This is a genomic window from Chitinophaga rhizosphaerae, from assembly GCF_003958645.1.
Taxonomy (GTDB): domain Bacteria; phylum Bacteroidota; class Bacteroidia; order Chitinophagales; family Chitinophagaceae; genus Chitinophaga; species Chitinophaga rhizosphaerae.
On record NZ_RXLO01000008.1, the window covers coordinates 79,486 to 104,541 of the forward strand.

Consider the following 25,056-nt stretch of genomic DNA (forward strand, 5'->3'; position numbering starts at 1 on the left):
TGTTCTTAAAGTCAGTTGCGGTGCTCGCGGCCATGGGGTCACACCGCACGCCCCGCTTCGCTGATGAGGCGATGCACCCTGCCGCGGAGGGACGTTGCTTCCAGCAGGGATTCCAGGGGCAGGGGCATCCGGTAGCGCCAGTACCAGGGAAGGATGGCGGGAACATTGATCCGCTCCTGCGACGGGTCCTCCGGGTGCGGCAGTGAATCGTCGAGCGAAAGCCAGTCCTGCAGTTGCAGGATGCACCACATCGCGGGCGACTGCAATTGCCTGCGGATGGAGGGCTCCCGGTCGGTGGGGATTTCGCTTCGTAGCGTGCCCATATCATGCGTGGACGGCGTAACGACCGATAAATAAGGCGCGTCTGACGGTGTCCGGCCGGGATATCGGGGCATGCGGTCAACCTCCAGCCCCAGGATACCCAATGCAGACATTACTTCCGGAACACTGTGAGGGATCAGTCCCAGGTCTTCGCCGCACACCAACATATCTGTGGCGCTGGTTAATACCGGCAATTTATGCAGGGCGGATTGCTTCCAAAGTTCATCGTGACGATGGAAAAAGAAATCGTCCGACAACCGGCGCAAACTGGTTTGCTCCGATTCCGGTAGTGCCTGGAACGAAAGCGTGTCGGCCATCCCGAACCGGGGATGGAATTTATCAGGTTCCGGCTCCAGGAAAAGTACGTTGGCGGCTAACTGGCGAAGCGCGGCGGCGAACGTTGGTTTTTCCCCGGCAAAAGGTTGCGCCTGTTTCAGGCGGTAGAATCCCGGGGACTGAGGCTCGAGATATTCGGATTTCAGCCGGTCTGCCTCATGTCCAAACAGGGCAGAAATGACGCCGTCCGTGATATACGGCCTGCAATATCTTTCCCGCGAAAACGGAATACCCAGGTCCGTGATTTCGGACGCCGTCAACGGAAGGGACGGTTCGAAATATCCCAGCAGGGGGCTTGCGGCATTGCGGGGCACCTGCCAGAGGCGGAAGAACCCCAGCACATGGTCTATCCGGAAGGCGGAAAAGTATTGGGCCATGTGTTGCAGGCGGCGTTTCCACCAGTTAAAGCCGTCGGCTTCCATCTGCTCCCAGTTGTAAGTGGGGAATCCCCAGTTTTGCCCTTCGGTTGCGAATTCATCGGGCGGTGCGCCTGCCTGAACGGCGGTATTGAACAAACCGGGCTGCTCGAGCACGTCTGCGCTATGTAAAAACATACCGATGGGGAGGTCTCCCTTCAGCGCAATCCCTTTCGATCGTAATATGGCTACCGCGGTGGTGAGCTGCTTGTGGAGATGGTATTGCACGAAGCGGTAATACCCCTGATCGCTCGTTCCATCGCGCCGGCAGCAAAAATTCGCGTATGCCGGTAGCCAATGTTCCTGCGTTCGTTCCCAGTCAAGATAGGCCGCGTCCGGTGTGAACATGCGGTAGAATCCACGCAATGCGGCTTCCTTAAAGGCAAGCGTGGCTTCGTAATCCATTTCGGGAAGATCGAGTCGCTTTTGCTGCTCCGCATAGCCCCTCACCTTCCCGATCGCCGGGAGGTGCATATAAATGGGATGAAGGGCGAAGGCGGATACGGCGGCATAGGGATATGAATCCTGCCAGGTTTTGCTCCAGGTGGTATCATTGACCGGAAGCAATTGAATCATCCGGATACCTGCCGCTGCGGCCCACTCCGCCAGCAATGGCAGATCGGCGAATTCCCCGCAGCCCAGGCTCTTCCCCGAACGGAGCGAGAACACAGGCACCGCAACACCCGCACCTTTCCATGGCTGGAGCGGGAAGCGGGCGAACCCATCATCTATCGAAGCAGCGCCTTCAGAATAATACGTCCTGTTTTCACCGGGCTCCCATTCCCAATCGTCTTCCGACCCGGAAACACAATATTTATAAGCAATTGCCATCTGGACCGGCAATTCCACTTCCACCGAGAAAACCCCGTCGTTGCCTGCGAACATCTCCACCGCGAAATCAGGAGCCCAATTGCCGAGGGGCGACACATTCCCGATCAGCCAAACTTTCTTTTCAACCGGCAATAACGGCGCCCGTACCCGGAACCGATGCGAGCCGTTTCTACCTGGATTTGCCGCTACAAGCCCCTGCCTCGAAAAAAAAACATCCCTGAATGGCGCGCGCATCCACGATTCCGCCTCATTACCGGGGAAATGGAAGGTGTCGTGGATCGAGTAGGTATTTAGGTCTTGCGGAAAATTAATCTCCCGCAATGATGTTTCCTCCAGCCTTCCGTTCGAAAGGATGGCATAACGATATGTTATAAACAGGCCTTCCCATTCCAGGGTTAATGCCCACGTTTGCGGATCAACGTAATCCATGACCAACCGCTGCCCGTTTTCCAGGCAGAGGACCAATTGCTGCCCCCAGGAGGAAGCGAAGCGGACATAGAAACGCAGGGTCATGCCCGGAAATTACAAAAAAACGGTCATTCCTCTCACGGCCAATCCGCCCGCTCCCGCGGCAGGAAGAAACCGAGAATGCAATTCGGATTGCGGATACAGATTTGCGCATGGGTCTTATCGTAAATTCCGGCGCCCTCGAAAATTGGTTTTCCTTCCACGAAAACGCCCCGAACGGAATCATAAGGAGGGGATCTTTCTCCTTCCATTGCAGTGTGCAGGTACTCCAGCACATCACAATCGAGATTCCGAATTAAAAGATCCCGCGTAGCACCTACCGATTTATTTGTAGAAAGCAATTTACCAGAAAGCTGGTTGTCTACATGTAATTCTTTATGTGCCTCTGCTACAACCCTGAGGCATTTCTTATCAGTTAAATCCAGGCAATTACCTAACCGCAACACGGCGCCCAGCACGGCTGGATTTTCACAAACCGCTTTCCCAGGCGGATGCCGGGCAAATTCAAGCGCCCGCTCGAAGTTGTTTTGCCAGAAGTAATAGCCATGCCCCAGCCAGTCATAATCATTCTCACTTTTCCACAACATTTCACGACCAGAAATCACCGCGTCGCAAACAAGCTGACTACAACCATGAAAACCAATAATGAGGCCCGGTTCGGCCGTATATAATTCCCGAAGCGTCACAAACAATGGATTAATTTAATTATACCTGAGCGCCGTTTCCCGAAATCCTGTTCATTCGCTGAGAATACCGGCTGCCTTTCTTCAAAGCTTCCTTTAACCACTTGCGGTGATAAGCCCTTAGTTTTTTACCCCGGACAGGGTCATATGCTTCGTTGGCTGTATATTCTTTCAGCCCTTGTTCCAATTTCTGTCTTATCTCAAGACGTTTCCGTTTATCTTCCGCGGTTGCGATTGTGCCGTCGATATAACACCAGTATTCCTGGTGCATCTTTAAATAAGCCCGGTCATACAATAACAATCGGCGCCTTTCCATCATCGAAGCCCACAAAAAATTAAAATTTTCATCGTTCGAATAATACATCGTTCAAAGTTTTAAATGTTAACAATAGCCGATCAGATCGAAGCTTTGAAAACTTCAACCCGAATCGCGTCATGAATCATTAACCATTGGGAAGCGGGGAACAGCAGCAGCGTGGGTTACAATACAATTATAATACTCAATATAGGGAGTTTTGTGACACAAAACTTTTCTAAAACAAAATTCTCTTTTTGTCGTTCTTAGGAACATGATCCGACCCCTCACCTTCTGCGTCCTGCTCGCTTTCGGCTGCTCCAAACCTGCCGACCGCGCCACGCCTCCCGGCCTCCGCGAACACATCGTTCTGCCATCCGCTGCCAATTCAAATATCAACGCTTACAACGATCCGAACTACGCGTATGTTGTCCCCGACAACATACGCCGCAACCAACTCCTCGTCTTCCTCCCCGGCACCGGCGCCGAGCCTAAAAACTACCGGAAATTCATCCGCCTCGCCGCCGAAAAAGGATATCACGCCATCGGCCTCATGTATCCCAACGAACCCGCCGTCAACGAGCTCTGCGCCGGCTCTGCCGACATCACCGCCCATTCCCGGGCACGACTCGAAATCATCGACGGCACCGACCGCCACCCCGGCGTATCCGTCGATCGCACCAACTCCATCATCCAGCGGCTGACCGATCTCCTGCATTACCTCGACCAATCATTTCCCGGCGAAAACTGGGCGCAATTCCTCAACGGCAATCAGCCCGCCTGGGAAAAGATCCTCGCCGCCGGGCACTCCCAGGGCGCCGGCCATGCAGGCGTGATGGGAAAGCAATATCCCCTCCGCCGGGTAATCCTCTTTTCCGGCATAGACTACCTCTCCAACGGACTAATCCCCGACTGGGTGCAAAACACCACCCGCCATAATATTTACTATGCGCTACATCATGAAAAAGACGAGCTTCTCGACATCTCCATCGTAAAATCCGGCTGGGCGCACCTCGGCATGGCGCCACCCGTTTCCGCCGACGCAAGCATCCCGCCCACGGCGCACACCCTCACTACCACCGCTACACCCGCGCTCCTGCTGCCTTTGCGCTTCCACAACATGACCGCCGTGGATGTTTTCGCGCCCGCCTCCATTGCAGATAACGCCTGGTTGCATTTCCTGCAATAAAAACTTCCCAACATAAAAAAAGCCCGGACGCTTTCGCATCCGGGCTTTTCTGTTATTCGTAATAGTCTTTATTTCACTTCTTCGAATTCCGCGTCGGTCACAGTATCACCATTGGTCCCTTGCTGACCGCCCTGCTGTTGCTGGCCTCCCTGCTCAGGTCCGCCATTGGCGCCACCCTGTGCCTGGGATGCCTTGTACATTTCTTCGGAAGCGGCCGTCCATGCAGCATTCAGCTCGGCGGAAGCAGCGTCGATCTGGGCGATGTCCTGGGTTTTGTTTGCGGTACGCAGTTTCTCCAGGGCAGCTTCGATCGGGGCTTTTTTATCGGCCGGGATCTTGTCGCCATACTCCTTCAGCTGTTTTTCGGTCTGGAACACGAGGCTGTCTGCCTGGTTGATCTTCTCGATCTTCTCGCGTGCCGCCTTATCTTCCGCTTCGTTGGCCTTGGCTTCGGCTTTCATCTTTTCGATCTCATCCTTGTTCAGGCCGCTGCCGGCTTCGATACGGATGTTCTGGGATTTGCCGGTGCCCTGGTCTTTCGCAGTTACGTGCAGGATACCGTTGGCGTCGATGTCGAACACCACTTCGATCTTGGGCACGCCGCGGGGAGCTGGCGGGATATCGTTGAGGATGAAGCGGCCCAGCGTCCTGTTCTGGCTGGCCATGGGGCGCTCGCCTTGCAGTACGTGGATTTCTACGCTCGGCTGGCTATCGGCCGCGGTAGAGAACACTTCGCTCTTTTTCGTGGGGATGGTCGTATTGGCCTCGATCAGCTTGGTCATAACGCCGCCCATGGTCTCGATACCGAGGGAAAGCGGGGTCACGTCCAGCAGCAGCACGTCTTTCACCTCACCGGTGAGAACGCCGCCCTGGATAGCCGCACCTACTGCCACTACTTCGTCGGGGTTTACGCCCCTGTTCGGCTTTTTGCCGAAGAATTTCTCTACTACTTCCTGGATGCGGGGGATACGGGTAGAGCCGCCCACCAGGATCACTTCGTCGATCTTGCTGATCTCGATACCTGCGTCGGCCAATGCTTTGCGGCAAGGCTCCAGGGTCCTTTCCACGAGGCTGTCACTCAACTGTTCGAATTTGGCGCGGGTGAGTTTTTTCACCAGGTGTTTCGGCACACCGTCTACCGCAGTGATGTAAGGCAGGTTGATCTCGGTCTCCTGGGAAGAAGACAGTTCGATCTTCGCCTTTTCAGCAGCTTCTTTCAGACGCTGCCAGGCCATCGGGTCCTTATGCAGGTCTACGGCTTCGTCTTTCTTGAATTCGTCTGCCAGCCAGTCCATGATCACTTTATCGAAGTCATCGCCACCGAGGTGGGTATCGCCATTGGTGGATTTCACTTCGAACACGCCGTCGCCCAGTTCAAGGATAGACACGTCGAAGGTACCGCCACCGAGGTCGAACACGGCGATCATGCTGTCGTGATGTTTCTTGTCCATACCATACGCCAGTGCGGCGGCGGTAGGTTCGTTGATGATACGGCGAACGGTGAGGCCCGCGATCTCGCCGGCTTCTTTGGTTGCCTGGCGCTGTGCGTCGTTAAAGTAAGCCGGAACGGTGATCACCGCTTCGGTCACTTCCTGGCCGAGGTAATCTTCAGCCGTTTTCTTCATTTTCTGAAGGATCATGGCCGAGATCTCCTGGGGAGTGTACAGCCGTCCATCTATATCGATGCGGGTAGTGTTATTGTCGCCCTTTACCACTTTGTAGCTCACGTGGCTCAGTTCATTGGACACTTCGTCGAAATGACGGCCCATGAAACGCTTCACCGACATGATGGTGTTAACGGGGTTGGTGATCGCCTGGCGTTTGGCGGGATCGCCCACCTTTCTTTCTCCGTTCTTTAAAAAAGCAACGACGGACGGGGTGGTACGGCGCCCTTCGTCATTTGCGATAACTACCGGTTCGTTGCCTTCCATTACAGCAACACAAGAGTTGGTAGTTCCTAAGTCAATACCTATGATTTTTCCCATAATGATAATATTCTCCTTTGTGAAACAGTGTATCCCGGAAAACCGGGCTTGTCTTCCCTGGACAATGATTATGCCAACGGCAGGCAATATGAAAATATGTCAGTTTCCGTCCAACAGCTTTGTATAACGAATAAAAAGATGTCTTCCCTAATAGAACACAGTCAGGTGTTTTTTGTTTTCAAATACGTACACAACCGACATTCATATGAAAAAAACCATGTTCCGGTGGGTCATTTGCGTCATGACCGCCCTGCCCCTCGTTAGTGTTGCCCAGCAATCCGACCCTCCCCCTAACCCGCATGGCAGCCTTTTCGGCGGCGGCGGTATGAACTACAGGACCTTCTCCGTCGGCATCAACGGCGGCATCACCGCCCCTTCCGTCCTCATCGGCGGCAGCAACGATTTCACCAAATCGCTCATCAGCTACGGCTATGGCGCTTATGCCAAATGGCAGCTCCTCCATTTCTTCAGCCTCCGGGCCGATTATATGGGCGGCCGGCTCAAGGGCGACCAGAGCCGCGAGCTCGGCAACGGCGCCAATCCCAACCGGGCGTTCTCGTCTTTCGAAACCCGCCTGAAATGGACCGCCAGCCTCAGCGGCGTATTCAACTTCGCCTCCATCAACTGGGCCTATAAAAAGCCCATCGCACAATTATACGCCTCCGTTGGCGGCGGCCTCGCCGGCTACAGCCCCCGCGTTACCCCCGGCGGCGGCACGGAGATGGAATACAAGACAGACGGTAATATCAAGGAGCTCATCATTCCCGTGGGCGCCGGTATCAAGTTCAGGCTCAATGACTTCATGAACCTCGATCTCGGTTATACCATGAACTTCCTCGATGCCGACAACCTGGACGGCTATAAATACGGCCCCTCCAAAGACCGCTTCTCCTACGGATACGCCGGCCTCGAATTCGCCATCGGTTCGCGCACCAAACCGCAACTGCAGTGGCATAACGGGCCCGCCGTCATGTACGACGACCTTGTGGGCCAACGCGACCAGCTCCGCCGCGAGCTCGAAGCAGAAAAAGCCAACAATGAAAAACTGGCCGCCGACCTGGCGCAATTGCAGAAAGACAGCGACGGCGACGGCGTTTCGGACGTATTCGACAAATGCCCGAACACGCCATCGGGCGACAAGGTAGACGGCGCCGGCTGCTCACTGCCAAAACCGGACACCGCACGGCCCGTTCAGGTCATAATTACAGACGACGATCGCCGGCTCGTGAAAAACGCCATCGACAACCTAGAATTCGCCACGGGAAAATCGGATATCAGTCCTAAATCCTTTACTTCGCTGGACCAGGTAGCGTCGCTGCTGGTGCGTAAAAACCTTAGCCTCAAACTGGCAGGCCATACGGACAATACCGGTAACCGCACCAAAAACATGGCACTTTCGAAAGACCGTGCCGAATCGGTAAAATCCTACCTGGTGTCCAAAGGCGTAAACCCCAGCCGCATCGAAGCCACAGGTTACGGCCAGGATCAGCCCATCGCTTCCAATAAAACCGCCGCGGGCCGCCAGGCGAACCGCCGCGTAGAATTCACCATCTATTAAAAAACAGGTTTCTAATATAGTGACGTCCTGACAAAAGCCCTTCCGGTAACTCCGGAAGGGCTTTTTTTCGCTCCGGCATGTATTTTGTTACACCAATCCTGCCAATTTTGACATATTATGAAAAAATCCATTTTCTTATTCCTGACCATATGCCTGCTTAGTGTTGCGGCGCAAGCGCAACAAGTGAAATTTGGTATGAAAGGCGGTTTAAACGTCGCCAAAATCACCAACATCGACAATCGCAAATCACGTCCTTCCATCTATGTCGGCGGTTTTGCCCGGGTAGGGATCAACGAGCAGTGGAGCATTCAGCCAGAACTGGTATACTCCGGCCAGGGATTCAAGATCGACCCTCCCTTCTTTGATACCTACACGGAAGCCGTTAACTACATTAACCTGCCTGTCATGGCGCAGTATCACATCATCCCCGAATTTTACCTCGAAGCCGGTCCGCAGATCGGATTCAAAGTAGCGGCGAAAATTAAGAACGACGGCAATTCCCACGACGTCGGCGATGCGTATAAAGGCGTCGATTTCGGACTGGGGTTCGGTCTCGGCTATGATTTCGACTTCGGCCTTGGTGTGGGTGCGCGCTACAACTTCGGCCTCACCAACGCAGCCGACACCGACAAAAAACATGCGAACTCCGTTGCGCAGTTCGGCGTAACGTACACGTTCGGCAATTTCCGCATTAAAAAATAGTAAAGGCATTAGCCTGTAAAACCCGAAGCAGCGTGCCGCAAGGCCGCTGCTCTTTTTTTTGCCCTTCCGAACCGTTACCTTTGCCCTCTACCATCAATTGATATTCATGAGCGTAGTTGCTTCCATTAAACAGGCCGCCGCAGAAGCGGTACAGGCGCTGTACCAACAGCCTTTCACCGCGGCCGACGTTTCTGTCAACACCACCAAGCCCGAATTCGAAGGCGAGTATACCATCGTCGTGTTCCCTTTTACCAAGTTCAGCCGGCAAAAACCTGAAGAAACCGCCGGGGCCATCGGCACCTGGCTGGCGGAGCACCATCCTGCGCTCGTGGCCGGTTTCAACGTTGTCAAAGGCTTTCTCAACCTCTCCGTTCACGACCAGTTCTGGACCAGTTTCGTGCAGAACGCGCATCATAATACCAACGTGGGCCAGCAGCCTGCCAACGGTAAAAAGGTGATGGTGGAATATTCCTCCCCCAACACCAACAAACCCCTTCACCTGGGGCACCTCCGTAATAACTTCCTCGGTTTTTCCGTGTCTGAGATCCTCAAGGCCAACGGCTTCGAAGTGGTCAAAGCCAACCTCGTGAACGACCGCGGTATCCATATCTGCAAATCCATGCTCGCATGGCAGCTCTTCGCACATGGCGATACGCCGGAATCCACCGGCAAAAAGGGCGACCATCTCGTGGGCGATTATTACGTCCATTTCGAATCCATCCTCCGCGACCAGGCCGAGCCGATCATTTCGCGCGTGCTGGAAGGGAATTTCGGGGATTTCGAAGGCGAACAGGTGGAAAAGCTCATCAAACTGCACGCCGCACTAAACAAACCTGAATTTAAAGCCAATGTGGAAAAGGCGGAAAAACTCAGGCATGACATCAAAGCCCTCGCCCGCACTGCTTCCGCAGAAACCAAAGAAGTTGTATCAAGGATAGAAAAAGGCGATTTTTCCGATTTTGAAGGGGAAGACAAGGCCCGCGCCAAATCCCTCCACCAGGAACTGACACCCGCCATCAAAAGCGACGAAGAAAAAGCGGACAAAATCCATGACGACATCAAGGAACTGTCCCGCAACCGGACCGAGATCATGCAGCAGGCCAAGATCATGCTCCAGCAATGGGAAGCCGGCAACCCGGAAGTGCGCGCCCTCTGGCAAACGATGAACAGCTGGGTGTACGAAGGTTTCGAAAAAACCTACAAACGCCTCGGCATCGATTTCGACAAAATGTATTTCGAAAGCAATACGTACCTGCTGGGGAAAGACGTGGTGGAAGAAGGCCTCCGCAAAGGCGTGTTCTTCAAAAAAGCCGATAACTCCGTGTGGATCGACCTTACCGCCGACGGGCTCGACGAGAAACTCGTACTCCGCGGCGACGGCACATCCGTTTACATCACGCAGGACATCGGCACCGCGCGCCTCAAGTACGACGATTACCACATGGACCAAAGCATCTACGTGGTGGCCGACGAGCAGAATTACCACTTCAAGGTGCTGAAACTCATCATGCAGAAACTCGGCGAACCCTCCGCCGACGGCATCGCTCACCTTTCCTACGGCATGGTGGAACTGCCGCACGGGCGGATGAAAAGCCGCGAAGGCACGGTGGTAGATGCAGACGATCTCGTGGAGGAAATGGTGAGCACCGCCGCCAAATACACCGAAGAGCTCGGCAAAGTGAAAGATTTTACGGAAGAAGAACTGCGCGAACTCTACGAAACGATCGGCCTGGGCGCCATGAAATTCTTCCTGCTGAAAGTGGACCCGAAAAAGAAAATGGTATTCAACCCGGAAGAGTCCATCGATATCCATGGCTTTACCGGTCCGTTCATTCAATACAGCCACGCCCGTATCCGGTCGATCCTGCGCGAGTTTTCCGCGGAAGACCTCGCTGCATTGGCTTCCTATCGCCATAACGATGCGCTGCTCCCCATGGAAAAAGAGCTCATCAAGATCAACGAGCAGTTCGGTGAAGTACTGGCGGAAGCCGGCCGCGAAATGAGCCCTTCGGTGATCGCGAACTACGCGTTCCTCCTGGCGCAAACTTTCAACTCGTTCTACGCGAAAAAGGAAAGCGGAAAATACACCTATTCCGTCCGGGACGCGGAAAACGAAGACAAGCGCAAGCTGCGCCTGCAGATCGCTTCCCTCACGGCCAATACCATCCGGCAGGCCATGAAGCTCCTCGGCATCCGGGTACCGGAAAGAATGTAGGAAAAGAAACTGACGAAATGTCAATGACGCAACTGTCATTGACATTTCGTTCCCCCGTTAATGTAACTGAAGCGCCTGGTCGCAGATGCGTTGCCCCTTCACCACTTCCCCCGAACAGATATAGGATTTACCGAGCATGAACATCGCGAAGGCGTTCTGCGGCTGGAGCACGAGAATACGGTTCCATTGCATGGCAGCTTCCGCGTAGCTTTGCTTTTTGAAGTAGGCATGGGCCAGCTGCTGCATGATGCGGATATCTGCGCTGCGCAACTGGAGGGCTTTTTGAAGATTTTGAATGGCGTCGTCGTAAGCTGCCTGTTGAAGGTAGGCGATACCCAGGTTTGCATAAAGGTCCGCATCGCCGGAAGCTCCGTACCTGGCTGCCATTTCAAATGCGCCGGCGGCGTTTTTGTAGTTTTCCATATTAAAATGCATCATTCCTGATTCCAAATATAAATCGGCAGACGTACTGTCTGTCTTCAGTGCTTTTTCGTAAATTCTGAGGGCCGCGGCGTAATTTTCTTCCTGCGCGTACAGTCTTGCCAACCGGCGGCTGAGGGCGGGTTGACGGGGATCTTCCGCCAGCGACCGTTCCATGGCCCGGATGGCTTCCCTGGCATGATCGAGCGCGGCGTAGCTCATCCCGATGATAGCATACATGCCCGGCGCGCCCTGCTCCTGCGCGCGCATGGCCCAGGTAAGCGCATCTTCCCAGGCCCCCTGCTCGAAACTCACTTCCGCCATTCCCGCCAGCGCCGAAGGCTCTTCCGGCACCTCTTTCAACAAATCGAGATACCGCTGCCGCGCCAGCTCGCCATCACGCCGCAGCCGGTACAGTACCGCCAGCTGAAGGTAAGGTGCCGCATACTTCCGGTTGGCCCCGATCGCCGCGGCAAAACATTGCTCAGCTTCGTCCAGCCTGCCTTCCAGCATGCATTGCTCGCCTTTTCTGTATAATTCCGAAGCGCGGTCGCCCCCGGACGGAGGCACCGAAGCGGCCACTGGCTGAAACGCCGGGCCGGACAGGCATAGGATAAGGATACAGCGGTATAGGAACATGGTTCAATGTGCTTAGGCACTGAACCAAATATATATAAATTATTTCATACTTTTTGCAGAAAATGATAAAGGCATGAGGTCGGCGCTGTCTGCCACTACAATTACCTTTCCGGAAAGCCCGCCGAGGATGAGTTTGATGGGTTGGTGGAACCGGGCCTGGTATTCCATGAGCGTTTGCCGGCAGATGCCGCAGGGCGCGATGGGCTCCACCGAGGGCGCCAGCTCGTTGTCGTAGCTCACGGCAATCACCAACACGGGCACGTTGGGATGCAGGCCCGAAGCCACGGAAAGCACCGTCCGCTCCGCACAGATACCCACGGGATAGCTGGCGTTTTCCTGGTTGGTGCCGGTCAGCACTTCCCCATTCTCCAGCAAGGCGGCCGCCCCCACCCGGAAGCGGGAATAGGGCGCCCAGGCATCTTTCGTGGCGGTACGTGCCTGCCGCAACAACGCGGCATCTTCGGGCGGAAGCGCGCTGATGTCTGGATATGTTTCAAATTCTATGATGTGCCGGGTCGGTTCCATGATCGGGAGTTTGCGTAAAAAAGGCAGTCGCGCTGCCGGCTCCGAAAGTACATTTTTTTCGGGACGGTGGCGCGACTGCCGTTATAATCAACTGTGTATGAACGTTTTTATTTAATGGTACGGAACAGGCGGCTCCAGCGTATGCCGTTTTTGCCGTAGCTCATCCAGATCATCCAGGCTTTGCCCACGATATGATCTTCCGGAACGAAGCCCCAGTAGCGGGAATCGAGGGAACGATGGCGGTTGTCGCCCATCATCCAGTAATAGTCCATTTTGAAGGTGTAGTTGCTGGCGGCCTGACCGTTGATATAGAACTGGTTGGGGCCTCTTTCTTCCAGCTTGTTGCCTTCATAAACCGCAATAATACGGCGGTACATCTCGATGGAAGCGCTGTCCAGCTTCACCGTGGCACCTTTCTTCGGGATGTAGATGGGGCCGAAATTATCGATGGTATACTTGAAATTCGAGGTATCGTGCGGCCATACGTCGGGAGAAGCTTCTTCGTACACGTAAGGCGTAACGCCGGTAACGGCGGAGCCGAGGTTTTCGACGGATTTGGCTTCGGAGGGCGTCATGTTAAGCACGTTCCCGGCCGGCGATTCTTCGATCCCCAGTTCTTCGAGGCGCATGGGGTTGATGTTGCTGCCGTCCCGCGTTTGCACGGTGTAATACCGTTCGCCTGCGGGCGGCGGGGTTTCGGCTACGCCGTTAACGACGATAACGCCGTTGCGAATGGCGAGGCTGTCTCCCGGAATACCCACACACCTTTTTATATAATTCTCACGTTTATCTACTGGCCGGGAAATGATGTGATAGGAATTCCACACGAAATCGCGGCCGTTTTTGCGCACTTCGTCCGAATAGAACCCGCTTTCCTGGATTTCCAGCGCCACGGTGTCTCCTTCGGGGAAGTTGAATACCACAACGTCGTTACGTTTGATATCGCTGAAACCGGGCAGGCGGCGGTATTTCCACTGAACGGCCTCGGAATAGGCCTTGGTATATTTCGTGAAAGGAAGGGTATGATGGGTGAAGGGTACCGCCAGCGGTGTCATGGGGATGCGCGGGCCGTAGCTAACTTTACTTACGAAAAGGAAGTCGTTGACCAGCAAGGTCTTCTCCATGGAAGGCGTAGGGATGGTGTAGGCTTCGAAAATGAAGGTACGGATCAACGTTGCCGCGATAATGGCGAAGATAGCCGCATCCAGCCATTCCCGCACTGCAGACTTCTTTTTCTTCGGCTGGCCGTCCTTCTTCTTCCAAAATACCAGGTTCATGCGTAGTGTTTTAGTTTATTTTATCAACAAATATAATATTCTGTTAATTGTCAGCTGTTTTTTCTGAAGATAAAGTTTTCTTAAAAAAATACCACGTAAGTTTCGGTTTCAAAACAACGGTTGAACCACTTTATTTCTATTTTTGTTTAATTCTATATCCAGAACCTTGAACAGCTTCACGATAAAAGACATTGAAAGCCTCACCGGCATCAAGGCGCATACCATTCGAATATGGGAACAGCGCTACAATGTGCTTCGTCCCAAGCGGAAAGACACGAACCATCGCGTCTACGACAACGGCGACCTGAAGCACATCATGCGTATCGCTTACCTGTACCGGCATGGTTACAAGATATCGAAGATCGTGGGAATGTCGGAGGAAGAGATCAGGCAGCTTTCGCTGGAGGAGACCGGGCATAAGGGCAACCACCTGCACCAGGTCTACATCAACCAGCTCGTGGAAGCGATGATCGACTTCGACCAGATCCGTTTCGAAAAAATCTTCCACAACGTCTTGCTCCGCATGGGCTTCGAACAGTGCATCCTGAAGGTAATTTATCCTTACCTGGAGCGCATCGGGCTGCTATGGCTCGTGGATTGCGTGATCCCCGCACAGGAACATTTCGCCGCCAATATCATCCGGAAAAAGCTGATGGTCGCCATCGACGGGCTCGATATCCCGCAATCCTCCGCAGAATGCTTCATGGTGTTCCTCCCCGAAGGTGAATGGCACGAAATCCCGCTGCTGTTCATGCAATACCTGCTGAAGAAAAACGGCTGCACGGTCGTGAATTTCGGTGCAAACGTACCCCTGGAGGATCTTTGCTTCTATACCGACCGCAAGCAGGTAGACCAGATCTATACCCACATCATCACCAATTTCCCGCAGCGCGCGCTCGATAATTTCGTGAAAGACCTCGGCCGCCTGTTCCCCACTATCCCCGTCACGATTTCCGGCCCGCAGATCGCACGCATCTCCGTTCCCTTGCCCGAAAACGTGAAAACGCTGCTTTCGATGGACGAAGTGCTGCAATACGCCCGCCGAAAGCCCGTAACTACTTCGTCCTGAGGCTTTACAACAGATTTTTTTCCAGAATGTTACTGATTTCCTGCGCGCGGTTCATAATCATGAAATGCCCGCCCTTGACGATCGTGTGCGTAGGGGTAACGTAGCGCCGCGGGAACGGCCTGTCCGAACTGCCATGGATATGGACGATACCGGGCGGCATCCATTCGTTGTTCCACTGCAGGATGGAATTCAGCGCCCAGCGCATGTACCGGAGGTCTTTTTTGCCGAGGTAATCATTGAGCAGCAACCGCTCTTCCGTGCTCTGGCACTGCATGAATAGCTGTACGATGAAGCGGCGGTTGGTGAAAAGCAGCCTGTCGGGCAGGCTGTGCAAAACTTTCCGCGCGAAGTTGTTGTAGTATGGCGGCAATTCCTGCCGGTTTTTGACGCTGGAGATGAGCACTACCTGCCGCACCGGCAGCTGCCGGGCGATCTCGATGCTCATCATGCCGCCGAAAGAAAGTCCGACGAGGATGGGTTCCGGGTGCAGGATCCTCCGGGCCATGCGCCCGGCATATTCGCCGATGGGCTCATCGGCGTTGAGGGGCGGGATCCACGGAAGGTAATGCACATCGTAATCGGCCGGGAACACCAGCCGTTCGAACACCCTTTCGTCGGCGCCCAGGCCACTGATCAGGTATATGTGTCTTTTACTCATCCCCGTCGGCAGTTTTGCGGATGCCGTAACGTTCCATCTTGTTGTAAAGATGGCTCCGCTGAATGTCTAGCGCATGTGCGGTTTTCGTCACGTTCCATCCGTTCTTTTGCAACATGAATTCGATGAATATCTTTTCCACTTCGTCCCGGAAATCGTGCAGCTTCGTTAAAACGAGCAGCTCGTCATTCAGGTAGTGGCTTTTTTTTTGTCGTGATTAGGCACTACGTAATTTTCTACATCGTCTGCCGTGATCGTTTTCCCGGAGAGGATCACCAGTCTTTCCACCACGTTCCGCAGTTCGCGGATGTTACCCGTCCACTGATGGTGCTGGAGCGCCTTCATCGCGTCTTTGTCTGCCGTTTTGCGGGCGATGCCATATTCGGCGCAAACGAGGTCGAGGAAATGGTCTACCAGCAGGGGTATATCGTCGCGGCGGTCGTTGAGCGAGGGTACATGGATCAGGATCACGCTGAGGCGGTGGTAGAGGTCGAGGCGGAAGTTCTTGTCTTCCACTTCCTTCAGCAAATCCTTATTGGTGGCTGCAACTACACGAACATCCACGCTGATCTCCTTATCCCCGCCCACTCTTGTGATCTTACCTTCCTGCAAGGCGCGCAGCACTTTGGCTTGTGCGCTGAGGCTCATATCGCCGATCTCGTCGAGGAAAAGCGTTCCGCCGCTGGCTTGTTCGAATTTACCGATACGTTGCTTCACGGCGGAGGTGAACGAGCCTTTTTCGTGGCCGAACAGTTCGGATTCGATGAGCTCCGACGGGATGGCGGCGCAGTTTACTTCTACGAGCGGGCCGTTGGCGCGGTTGCTGTATGCATGGATCCAGCGGGCTACGAGCTCCTTGCCGGCGCCGTTTTCGCCGGTCACGAGCACGCGCGCATCCGTGGGCGCCACTTTATGGATGGTTTCCTTGATTTTGGAGATGGGCCCCGATTCGCCGATCATTTCCTGGGTCTTGTTCACTTTCTTGCGCAGCGTTTTCGTTTCGGCCACCAGGGTGGTTTTGTCGAGCGCGTTGCGCAGCGTGATCAGCAAACGGTTCAGGTCGGGTGGTTTGGAGATATAGTCGAACGCGCCTTTCTTCACCGCGTCTACCGCCGTATCGATATTCCCGTGGCCGGACACCATGATGATGGGAACGTCGGCGTTGGTTTCGCGGGCTTTTTCGAGGAATTCGAGCCCGTCCATTTTCGGCATTTTGATATCGCACAGCACGGCGTCGTAGGTTTTGGCCTGGAACATCTTGAAGCCTTCGGCTCCGTCGGCGGCTTCGTCGATTTTATATCCTTCGTAGCTGAGTATCTCGGTGAGCGTTTTGCGGATGCTCTTTTCGTCGTCGATGATCAGAATGTTGGCCATAAGATTGTCTATATTTTTGAACAGGGCAAAAATAACGGAAAACGGCCGATGTAGCACAATTCACTTACTTTAAACGGCAGCGGAACAAAAAAATGTACCCTGACGGGCGTTTTAGGCAAATAAAGTCTACCAATCTTGTCGGTTTTATCAGTAATTTTAGCCCGACACAGGTAACAAAACGTTATGATGCACCAACTACTCGAATTATTGAAACAGCGGCACGCTGCGGCCGGCGCTGTGCCATATCCCAGTTCGGAAGCCGTCTGGCAGTTTTGCAGCGACCTGATCAGCTGGATGTTTCCGGAGCATACCGGCCGGGTGCTGGACGATGCCGCCATCGAGCAGTACGCGGTGCGGCTGGAAACGCAATTGAACGATCTGCTGCAGCATATTTCGGCGCAATTGCCCGAAGCGCCGCCCGCAGTGGGCCGACAGTTCATGGAAATGGTGCCGGGCATATATGCGGATTTGACGAAGGATGCCGAGGCCATTCTCCAGGGAGACCCCGCCGCTACGTGCCTCTACGAAGTGATCCGGGCGTACCCCGGCTTCTCGGCGATTGCGGCATACCGCGTGGCGCATGCGCTCCACCTGCTGGAAGTGCCCCTCCTGCCCCGCGTCATCACCGAATACGCGCACGCACGTACGGGTGTCGACATCCACCCGGCGGCGGAGATCGCGCCGTATTTCTGCATAGACCATGGCACGGGGATCGTGATCGGTGAAACCACCGTCATCGGCCCCCATGTTAAAATATACCAGGGCGTTACGCTCGGCGCATTGAGCATCGACAAATCGATGGCACGCGCCAAGCGCCACCCCACCATCGAAGAAGGCGTGGTGATCTACGCAGGCGCCACCATTTTGGGTGGAGACACCATCATCGGCCACCACAGCGTCATCGGCGGTAACGTGTGGCTCATCAAGTCGGTGGACCCTCATTCCAGGATTTATTACAAAGCAGACGGCAGTATTAAAGTAATCGAACAATGAGCACAGTACTGGATTTAGTGGGCAACACACCCATGGTTGCCCTGCAGCGCATCCCTGAAAACCCGGACGTTACGATCTACGCCAAGCTGGAAGGCACCAATCCCGGCGGCAGCGTGAAAGACAGGGCGGCCTTCGGCATGATCAAGGGGGCGCTCGACCGCGGCGAGATCCGCCCGGGCATCAAACTCATCGAAGCCACCAGCGGCAATACCGGCATCGCGCTGGCCATGATCGCGAACCTTTTCAACGTGGAAATAGAGATCGTCATGCCCGAAGACGCCACCCGGGAGCGCGTGCTTACCATGGAAGCCTTCGGCGCAAAGGTCACCCTCACCCCGAAAGAGCAAAGCATGGAAGGCGCCATCGATTATGCGCACGCACAGGTGGCGAAAGGCGGCTATCACATGCTGAACCAATTCGCCAATCCCGATAATTACGGCATGCACTACCGCACCACCGGCCCCGAAATCTGGCGGGACACCCATCACGGCATCACCCATTTCGTGTCGGCCATGGGCACCACAGGCACGATCATGGGCGTTTCCAGGTTCCTCAAGGAAGTGAACCCGGCGGTGCAGATCGTGGGTTGCCAACCAACCGACGGGAGCAAGATCCCCGGCATCCGCAAATGGCCGGAAGCTTACCTGCCCAAGATTTTCGAGCGGCAGCGGGTAGACCGGACCATGGATATTTCAGAAGCGGAAGCCCGCGAAATGACCAACCGCCTGGCGAAAGAGGAAGCCATTTTCTGCGGCATGAGCAGCGGCGGAGCGGTAGCGGCGGCGGTAAGGCTCGCGGGCGAACTGACCAGCGGCGTGATCGTGGCAATTATCTGCGATCGCGGCGACCGTTACCTCAGTACCGACCTTTTCGGCAAATAATTCAGCTTTCTATATCATCAACCATCAATCTCAATCCGGCCGCGCCTCATACCGGGGGCGCGGTCTGCGTTTCCGGGCGGGGTAAAAAAAAGCTGCGCCCCGGTGTGGAGCGCAGCTATGATTATGCACTGTAAAGTTGACTTTTACTTTTTCATGTACATCACTTCCTTCACCAGCTTCACGGTACGCTCCACGTCGGGGAGGTACAGTTTCACGAGGTTGGGCGCGTAGTGCATGGGAGCGTCTTGCGCGGTGATGCGGCGGATGGGCGCGTCCAGGTAGTCGAAACCTTCTTTCTGGATGCGGTAGGAAATCTCGGAAGAAATGCTGGAAAACGGCCACTGCTCTTCCACGATCACCAGGCGGTTGGTTTTCTTAACCGATTCCAGGATGGTGAACCAGTCGAGCGGACGGATGGTGCGAAGGTCGATCACTTCGGCCTCGATACCTTCTTTGGCCAGTTCTTCGGCGGCGCCGAGGGCTACTTTCATCATTTTGTTGAAGGAAACGATGGTCACGTCCTTACCGGCGCGTTTGATATCCGCTTTACCGATGGGGATGATGTATTCTTCTTCCGGAACTTCGCCCATATCGCCGTACATCTGCTCGGATTCCATGAAAACCACGGGATCTTCGTCGCGGATAGCGGCTTTGAGGAGGCCTTTCGCGTCGTAAGGGTTAGACACGGACACCACTTTCAGGCCGGGGATGTTAGCGTAATAATTTTCAAATGCGGTGGAGTGTTGCGCACCCAGCTGACCTGCGGAACCGTTGGGGCCGCGGAAAACGATGGGGCAGCCAACCTGTCCGCCAGACATGGCCAGCATTTTGGAGGCGGTGTTGAGGATCTGGTCCAGCGCCAGTACGGCGAAGTTCCAGGTCATGAATTCCACGATCGGGCGGAGGCCGTTCTGCGCGGCGCCTACGCCGATGGCGGTGAATCCCAGCTCGGCGATCGGCGTGTCGATCACGCGGCGGGCGCCGAATTCATCGAGCATTCCCTGGCTAACTTTATAGGCACCGTTGTATTCTGCCACTTCCTCTCCCATCAGGAACACCCGTTCGTCACGGCGCATTTCTTCCTGCATGGCTTCTCTTAAGGCTTGTCTGAAGGCTATCTGACGCATTTGATTCTTTACTATATGTTTAATGATGTTCCTTTTTGAAAAGGCAGGGCAAATTTATCGTTTGTTTCCCAAAAAGCAAAGGAATTAGATTTTCTCTATGACCATTGCGCTGGCGCCGCCGCCTCCGTTGCAGATCCCGGCTACGCCGTAACGGCCGTTTTTTTGCTGAAGGATGGACGTGAGCGTGACCATGATACGGGCGCCGGAGCAGCCGATGGGGTGCCCCAGGGCAACGGCGCCGCCCCAAACGTTGAGCTTCTCGTTGGGAATGCCCAGGTCTTTTTCATTGGCCAGCGCCACGCAGGAAAACGCTTCGTTGATCTCCACGAAATCCATCTGCCCGATGTCCAGCTTCGCCTTGGCTAGGGCTTTATTTACGGCTTTCACGGGCGTGGTGGTGAACCATTCCGGCGCCTGGCTGGCGTCGGCGAAGCTCACGATGCGCGCTAACGGCTTGAGGCCCAGCTCTTTCACCTTTTCCCCGCTCACCAATACCACGGCGGCGGCCCCGTCGTTGATGGCGGAGGCATTGGCCGCCGTCACCGTCCCGTCTTTCTGGAAAACCGGCTTCAGGGTAGGGATTTTATCGTAGTTCACTTTTTTATACTCCTCGTCCTCGCTTACGGTCACCGGCGATTTGCCGCCTGTTGTCACGGGAACGATTTCCCCGGCGAAATACCCTTTCTCCCAGGCTTCCGCGGCGCGTTTATAGCTTTGGATGGCGTATGCGTCCTGGTCTTCGCGGGAGATTTTATACTCCGTGGCGCAGATTTCGGCGGCGTTGCCCATGTGGAAATCCTTGTAGGGGTCCCACAGGCCATCGCGCAGGATACCGTCGATCACGGAACCATGCCCGAGGCGGTAGCCGTTGCGGGCTTTATCGAGATAATACGGGATGTTGCTCATGGATTCCATGCCGCCGGCCACTACGATGTCGTTATCGCCGAGCAGGATGCTTTGGGCCCCGAGCATGATGGCTTTCATCCCCGAAGCGCATACCTTGTTAATGGTGGTGCAAGGAACGGTATTGGGGAGCCCTGCGTAGAGGCTCGCCTGGTTGGCGGGCGCCTGGCCGGTATTGGCGCTGATCACATTGCCCATATATACTTCCTGCACCTGTTCTTTTGCGACGCCGGCACGCTCCAGTGCAGCTGTTATGACCGTAGCACCCAAAGTAGTGGCGGGAACGGACGCCAATGCGCCGTTGAATGCCCCGATGGGGGTCCTGGCTACGGATACGATAAATACTTCTTTCATAACTTGATTTTCCGAATGTTTTGGTGGAATCTGACAAATATACCGATTTACGCCACCGCCGCCAAAAGGCGGACCGTCCCGAAAAATTGCGTTAAGTTTGCATTTGGTTCATTGCTGAAAATTTTGCCCGGCCGCCTGAAAAACTTTCAAAAATCGAAAGGCCATTTTGACGATTCCGTAGCAAAATCTTTAGTAATTTGATAGACGTTCGATAACAGCAGACCGGCATTGATCTCCCAAAACACCATACAAACCATCCTCCACCGCATCGATATCATCGATGTGGTAGGCGCATTCGTGAAACTGAAGAAAAGAGGCGCCAACTACATGGGCCTCTGTCCTTTCCACAACGAAAAATCGCCCTCATTCACGGTTTCCGGCACCAAGGAAATCTATAAATGCTTCGGCTGCGGCAAAAGCGGGAACGCCATCAACTTCGTCATGGAGCACGAAAAGTACTCCTATGTGGAAGCCATCCGGTGGCTGGGGCAGCGCTACCAGGTGGATATCGAGGAAACGGAGGTCAGCCCCGAAGTCAAGGCCCGGCAGCAAATGGCCGACAGCCTCTTCATTATCAACAACTTCGCGCGGGATTATTTCGTCAAAACCCTTTTCGAGACCGATGAAGGCCAGAACGTAGGCCTTTCCTATTTCGAAGAACGCGGGTTTTCGGAAGAGATCGTCCGCAAATTCCAGCTGGGGTATGCGCTGAACCTGCGGGAGGCTTTCGTCCGCGAGGCGCAGCACAAAGGCTATAACCTGGAATACCTCCAGAAAACGGGCCTCGTGACCGTCCGCAACGATCAGCCGATCGACAACTACCGCGGCCGCGTCATCTTCCCCATCCACAACCAGAGCGGGAAAGTGCTCGGGTTCGGCGCGCGCATCCTCGTCAAATCCGACCGCGCCCCCAAATACATCAACTCCCCGGAAAACGATATTTACGTCAAAAGCAAGGTGCTGTACGGCACCTACTTCGCCCGGCACGCCATCGACAAGCTCGATGAATGCCTGCTGGTGGAAGGCTATACCGACGTCATCTCCCTGCACCAGGCCGGTATTGAAAACGTGGTGGCCTCTTCCGGTACATCGCTCACTACCGACCAGCTGCGGCTCATCAAGAAATACACCAACAACCTCACCATCCTCTACGATGGCGACAACGCCGGTGTGAAAGCCGCCCTCCGCGGGCTGGACATGGCCATCGAAGAAGGCCTGAACGTGAAACTCGCGCTTATTCCCGATAACGAAGACCCCGACAGCTACGTCCGAAAGATCGGCGCGGAAGGCTTCCGGCAGTTCATCGCGGATAACAAGCAGGATTTCATCCTCTTCAAACTGCACGTTTCCATGAAGGAAGCGGGCAACGACACCACGCGCAAATCGCAACTCGTGAACGAGATCGCGGAAACGATCGCGCGGATCGATAAAGTCGAGGATTTCACCCGCCAGCAGGATTACATCCGCCAGTGCAGCCAGTTGCTGAAGATCGACGAAGAAAGGCTGGTAGACCTGGTGAACAAATTCATCCGCGAACGCCTCTCCAAACAGGCGCTCAACGAACAGAACGGCAACAGGAAAAAAGGCGGGTTCGATGCGCCGCCGCCGGAAGGCGACGGTCCATCCCTGGCCGAAATGTACCCCGAATACTTCCCCGACGGAGCGGAAGCCCCGGCCGCGTCTACCGAAAATATTTTCAATACCTCCGAACGCCAGGAGCGCGAGCTCATCAAGATCCTGCTGCGGTTCGGCGACAAAATGTTTGACGAAGAACAGCATACCACCGTGGCGGATTACATCTTCCACCTTCCCTACGATTTCGAATCACTGTCCGAAAACGAAATCGTGAAACGCATCCTGCGGGAATACAAGGAACATTACGACCAGGGCTCCATCCCTGACAAGAAACTATTCCTTTACCACCCAGACAACGATGTGGCGCGCAACGTGGCCATCATCCTGGAAGACAAGGAAGCCGAGCTGAGCGCCGCCTGGAGAGAACGTTTCGAGATCAAGACCGTCTATGGCGACGATGCTTTCCGGCGCGATACCGTGAGCACCACCAATTACCTCATCATCCGCAAAATCCAGAAGCTGATCGCGGAAAACCAGGAGGAAATGCAGACGGCGACCGACTTCGAGGCGCAGATCCGTTGCCTGGAGATGGACAAACATCTCAAGCAGATCATGAAGGAACTGACGGAAACGGTTGGCACGGTGATCTTCAAATAAAAAATGCAGCCTTTTCCGGCTGCACTTTCCCATTATTTTTCAAGGAATTATTTCCGTTCCCAGGTTTCGAACGTGAAGGCGTAGGCATGCTTTTCGTCGGCCGGGTGTTCCTGCGCATGCACGCGCTTCCATTCCATCGGGTTGATGTCGGGGAAATACGCGTCGCCCTCTACCGTGGTGTGGACGCGGGTGAGGTAGATGCGCTGGATCTGGGGCCAGGCCTGGTTAATGACTTCCATCCCCCCGATCACGAAGTACTCTTTCGCATCGTCCTGCCTCGCCAGCGCGAGGGCGTCGGCCAGCGAATGCACGACAGACACCCCGCTGGGCGCGTAGTCCGTTTGCCGGGTGATGACGATGTTGTGGCGGCCCTTGAGGGTGGCGCCGCCGAGGGATTCGAAGGTTTTACGGCCCATGATGACCGGGAAACCGTAGGTGGTATTTTTGAAGAACTTGAAATCGTCGGGCAGTTTCCAGGGAAGCTGGTTGTTGATTCCGATGACGTTATTCTCGGAAGCGGCTACTATTACGGAAATCATACGGCTACCGGGGCTTTGATGTGAGGGTGCGACTGGTAATTTTCCAGGGTGAAGTCTTCGAATTGGAAGGAGAAAATGTCTTTCACTTCCGGGTTGATTTTCATCGACGGCAGGGGGAACGGTTCGCGTTCGAGCTGGAGGCGGGCCTGATCGAAGTGGTTGTTGTACAGGTGAACGTCTCCGAAGCTGTGCACGAATTCGCCCGGCTGGAGACCGCATACCTGTGCGATCATGAGCGTCAGCAGCGCGTAAGACGCGATATTGAAGGGAACGCCGAGGAAAACGTCGGCGCTGCGCTGGTAAAGCTGGCAGCTCAGTTTGCCGTCGGCCACGTAGAACTGGAACAGGCAATGGCAGGGACTGAGGGCCATATCCGGCAGGTCGGCCACGTTCCAGGCGTTGACGATGAGGCGGCGGGAGTCGGGGTTCTTTTTGATCTGGGCGATGACGTCGCTGATCTGGTCGAACGTTTTACCATTGGCGCCTTCCCAGCTGCGCCATTGTTTGCCGTAAACCGGGCCGAGGTCCCCTTCCGCGTTGGCCCATTCGTCCCAGATTCTGACCCCATGCTCCTGGAGGTAGCGGACGTTCGTATCGCCCTGAAGGAACCATAAAAGTTCGTAAATAATGGATTTGAGGTGCAGTTTCTTGGTGGTGAGCATCGGGAAACCGGCCTGCAGATCGAACCGCATCTGGTAACCGAATACACTCCGGGTGCCGGTGCCGGTACGGTCCGTTTTGTCTGCCCCGTGATCGAGAATATGTTGAAGAAGGTCTTTGTACTGTTGCATAGCTTCTGCAAACTTAATGGTAAATGGAGAATTAACGGCCAGTTTTCTCCTGACATATGTGGATAAATGGCTGAAGCAGGACAGCAGGGCGATACAAATAGCGGGATGGAATAATATAACGGAATCCTCCCACATAAACAAATCTCGTTTTTCATAAATTTCGTTAATCTGCGAAGGTGCGACTTGCCCCGTCGTGTTACAACAGATCGAACCGAAAAACTAGCAGTGATTCCGACATTTAACCAGTTGAAAAACAGCACTTGGAACTGAACCCGAAT

Annotated in this window: 22 protein-coding genes; 8 read left to right on the plus strand and 14 right to left on the minus strand. The window is 54.7% G+C overall.

All coding sequences use genetic code 11. From position 1 onward, the window contains the following. Positions 1-38 precede the first annotated feature (38 nt). From EJ361_RS18445 to EJ361_RS18455, 3 genes are read right to left on the minus strand one after another with little or no spacing between them, the layout of a single operon-like run. Positions 39-2,417 (minus strand): 4-alpha-glucanotransferase, encoded by a 2,379-nt coding sequence (locus EJ361_RS18445; protein ID WP_126247123.1) that lies wholly within the window; start codon positions 2,415-2,417, stop codon positions 39-41. A gap of 32 nt (positions 2,418-2,449) precedes the next feature. Beyond that, the gene (locus EJ361_RS18450; protein ID WP_205687042.1) at positions 2,450-3,064 is read right to left on the minus strand and encodes a hypothetical protein; all 615 of its coding nucleotides are present in this window, start codon (positions 3,062-3,064) and stop codon (positions 2,450-2,452) included. Between the two features lie 13 nt (positions 3,065-3,077). Next, positions 3,078-3,419, minus strand: coding sequence for a hypothetical protein (locus tag EJ361_RS18455; protein WP_126247124.1), 342 nt, complete (start codon positions 3,417-3,419; stop codon positions 3,078-3,080). Between the two features lie 205 nt (positions 3,420-3,624). On the opposite strand from EJ361_RS18455, the gene EJ361_RS18460 reads away from it, so the two are divergent. Then, the gene (locus EJ361_RS18460) at positions 3,625-4,539 is read left to right on the plus strand and encodes a BPSS1187 family protein (RefSeq protein WP_126247125.1); all 915 of its coding nucleotides are present in this window, start codon (positions 3,625-3,627) and stop codon (positions 4,537-4,539) included. 68 nt (positions 4,540-4,607) lie between these two features. Here EJ361_RS18460 and dnaK read toward each other — a convergent pair whose 3' ends face one another. Further along, positions 4,608-6,470, minus strand: coding sequence for a molecular chaperone DnaK (dnaK, locus tag EJ361_RS18465; protein WP_449384906.1), 1,863 nt, complete (start codon positions 6,468-6,470; stop codon positions 4,608-4,610). 259 nt (positions 6,471-6,729) lie between these two features. Between dnaK and EJ361_RS18470 the strand changes: the two genes are divergently transcribed. The 3 genes from EJ361_RS18470 to argS all read left to right on the plus strand — a co-directional run bounded on the left by EJ361_RS18470 (position 6,730) and on the right by argS (position 10,999). Then, positions 6,730-8,082 carry an OmpA family protein gene (locus EJ361_RS18470; RefSeq protein WP_240646674.1) on the plus strand — a complete coding sequence of 451 codons (1,353 nt, stop codon included), beginning with the start codon at positions 6,730-6,732 and terminating at the stop codon, positions 8,080-8,082. A gap of 117 nt (positions 8,083-8,199) precedes the next feature. Then, positions 8,200-8,784, plus strand: a complete 585-nt coding sequence (locus EJ361_RS18475; RefSeq protein WP_126247127.1) for a porin family protein — start codon at positions 8,200-8,202, stop codon at positions 8,782-8,784. Positions 8,785-8,890: 106 nt separating this feature from the next. Then, entirely contained in the window at positions 8,891-10,999 is a 2,109-nt protein-coding gene (gene argS / locus EJ361_RS18480) for an arginine--tRNA ligase (RefSeq protein ID WP_126247128.1), read from the plus strand. 57 nt (positions 11,000-11,056) lie between these two features. On the opposite strand, the gene EJ361_RS18485 is transcribed toward argS, so the two are convergent. The 3 genes from EJ361_RS18485 to lepB all read right to left on the minus strand — a co-directional run bounded on the left by EJ361_RS18485 (position 11,057) and on the right by lepB (position 13,860). Beyond that, a complete protein-coding gene (locus tag EJ361_RS18485) occupies positions 11,057-11,932 on the minus strand; it encodes a tetratricopeptide repeat protein (RefSeq protein ID WP_164714315.1) in 876 nt (291 codons plus the stop codon). A gap of 165 nt (positions 11,933-12,097) precedes the next feature. Continuing rightward, the gene (locus EJ361_RS18490) at positions 12,098-12,583 is read right to left on the minus strand and encodes a cytidine deaminase (RefSeq protein ID WP_126247130.1); all 486 of its coding nucleotides are present in this window, start codon (positions 12,581-12,583) and stop codon (positions 12,098-12,100) included. Between the two features lie 107 nt (positions 12,584-12,690). Beyond that, positions 12,691-13,860 carry a signal peptidase I gene (gene lepB, locus EJ361_RS18495; protein WP_126247131.1) on the minus strand — a complete coding sequence of 390 codons (1,170 nt, stop codon included), beginning with the start codon at positions 13,858-13,860 and terminating at the stop codon, positions 12,691-12,693. 166 nt (positions 13,861-14,026) lie between these two features. Here lepB and EJ361_RS18500 point away from each other — a divergent pair, with 166 nt between their 5' ends. Further along, positions 14,027-14,929, plus strand: a complete 903-nt coding sequence (locus EJ361_RS18500) for a MerR family transcriptional regulator (RefSeq protein WP_164714316.1) — start codon at positions 14,027-14,029, stop codon at positions 14,927-14,929. 4 nt (positions 14,930-14,933) lie between these two features. On the opposite strand, the gene EJ361_RS18505 is transcribed toward EJ361_RS18500, so the two are convergent. From EJ361_RS18505 to EJ361_RS18515, 3 genes are read right to left on the minus strand one after another with little or no spacing between them, the layout of a single operon-like run. Then, positions 14,934-15,587 carry an alpha/beta hydrolase gene (locus tag EJ361_RS18505; protein WP_126247133.1) on the minus strand — a complete coding sequence of 218 codons (654 nt, stop codon included), beginning with the start codon at positions 15,585-15,587 and terminating at the stop codon, positions 14,934-14,936. Next, on the minus strand, positions 15,580-15,726 hold the full coding sequence (locus tag EJ361_RS18510) for a helix-turn-helix domain-containing protein (RefSeq protein ID WP_126247134.1): 147 nt from the start codon (positions 15,724-15,726) through the stop codon (positions 15,580-15,582). The genes EJ361_RS18505 and EJ361_RS18510 overlap by 8 nt, the downstream gene beginning before the upstream one ends. A 47-nt stretch (positions 15,727-15,773) precedes the next feature. Further along, positions 15,774-16,958, minus strand: coding sequence for a sigma-54-dependent transcriptional regulator (locus EJ361_RS18515; RefSeq protein ID WP_126247135.1), 1,185 nt, complete (start codon positions 16,956-16,958; stop codon positions 15,774-15,776). A gap of 183 nt (positions 16,959-17,141) precedes the next feature. Here EJ361_RS18515 and EJ361_RS18520 point away from each other — a divergent pair, with 183 nt between their 5' ends. Both EJ361_RS18520 and cysM read left to right on the plus strand, forming a co-directional pair. Beyond that, the gene (locus EJ361_RS18520) at positions 17,142-17,951 is read left to right on the plus strand and encodes a serine O-acetyltransferase (protein WP_240646675.1); all 810 of its coding nucleotides are present in this window, start codon (positions 17,142-17,144) and stop codon (positions 17,949-17,951) included. Next, complete coding sequence (gene cysM / locus EJ361_RS18525) at positions 17,948-18,832, plus strand: cysteine synthase CysM (RefSeq protein ID WP_126247136.1); 885 nt, start codon at positions 17,948-17,950, stop codon at positions 18,830-18,832. Before EJ361_RS18520 ends, cysM begins: the two co-directional genes overlap by 4 nt. A 143-nt stretch (positions 18,833-18,975) precedes the next feature. Here the strand turns inward: cysM and EJ361_RS18530 are convergent, their stop codons facing one another. Further along, positions 18,976-19,959 carry a pyruvate dehydrogenase complex E1 component subunit beta gene (locus EJ361_RS18530; RefSeq protein ID WP_126247137.1) on the minus strand — a complete coding sequence of 328 codons (984 nt, stop codon included), beginning with the start codon at positions 19,957-19,959 and terminating at the stop codon, positions 18,976-18,978. An 84-nt stretch (positions 19,960-20,043) separates the two neighbouring features. Next, positions 20,044-21,216, minus strand: a complete 1,173-nt coding sequence (locus EJ361_RS18535) for an acetyl-CoA C-acyltransferase (protein WP_126247138.1) — start codon at positions 21,214-21,216, stop codon at positions 20,044-20,046. A 228-nt stretch (positions 21,217-21,444) separates the two neighbouring features. Here EJ361_RS18535 and dnaG point away from each other — a divergent pair, with 228 nt between their 5' ends. Beyond that, positions 21,445-23,448: a DNA primase gene (gene dnaG / locus EJ361_RS18540; protein WP_126247139.1), complete on the plus strand. Its 2,004-nt coding sequence runs from the start codon at positions 21,445-21,447 to the stop codon at positions 23,446-23,448. A 47-nt stretch (positions 23,449-23,495) separates the two neighbouring features. Here the strand turns inward: dnaG and EJ361_RS18545 are convergent, their stop codons facing one another. Beyond that, positions 23,496-23,987, minus strand: a complete 492-nt coding sequence (locus tag EJ361_RS18545) for a dihydrofolate reductase (protein ID WP_126247140.1) — start codon at positions 23,985-23,987, stop codon at positions 23,496-23,498. After that, a complete protein-coding gene (locus EJ361_RS18550; protein ID WP_126247141.1) occupies positions 23,984-24,778 on the minus strand; it encodes a thymidylate synthase in 795 nt (264 codons plus the stop codon). Before EJ361_RS18550 ends, EJ361_RS18545 begins: the two co-directional genes overlap by 4 nt. Between the last annotated feature and the right edge of the window lie 278 nt (positions 24,779-25,056).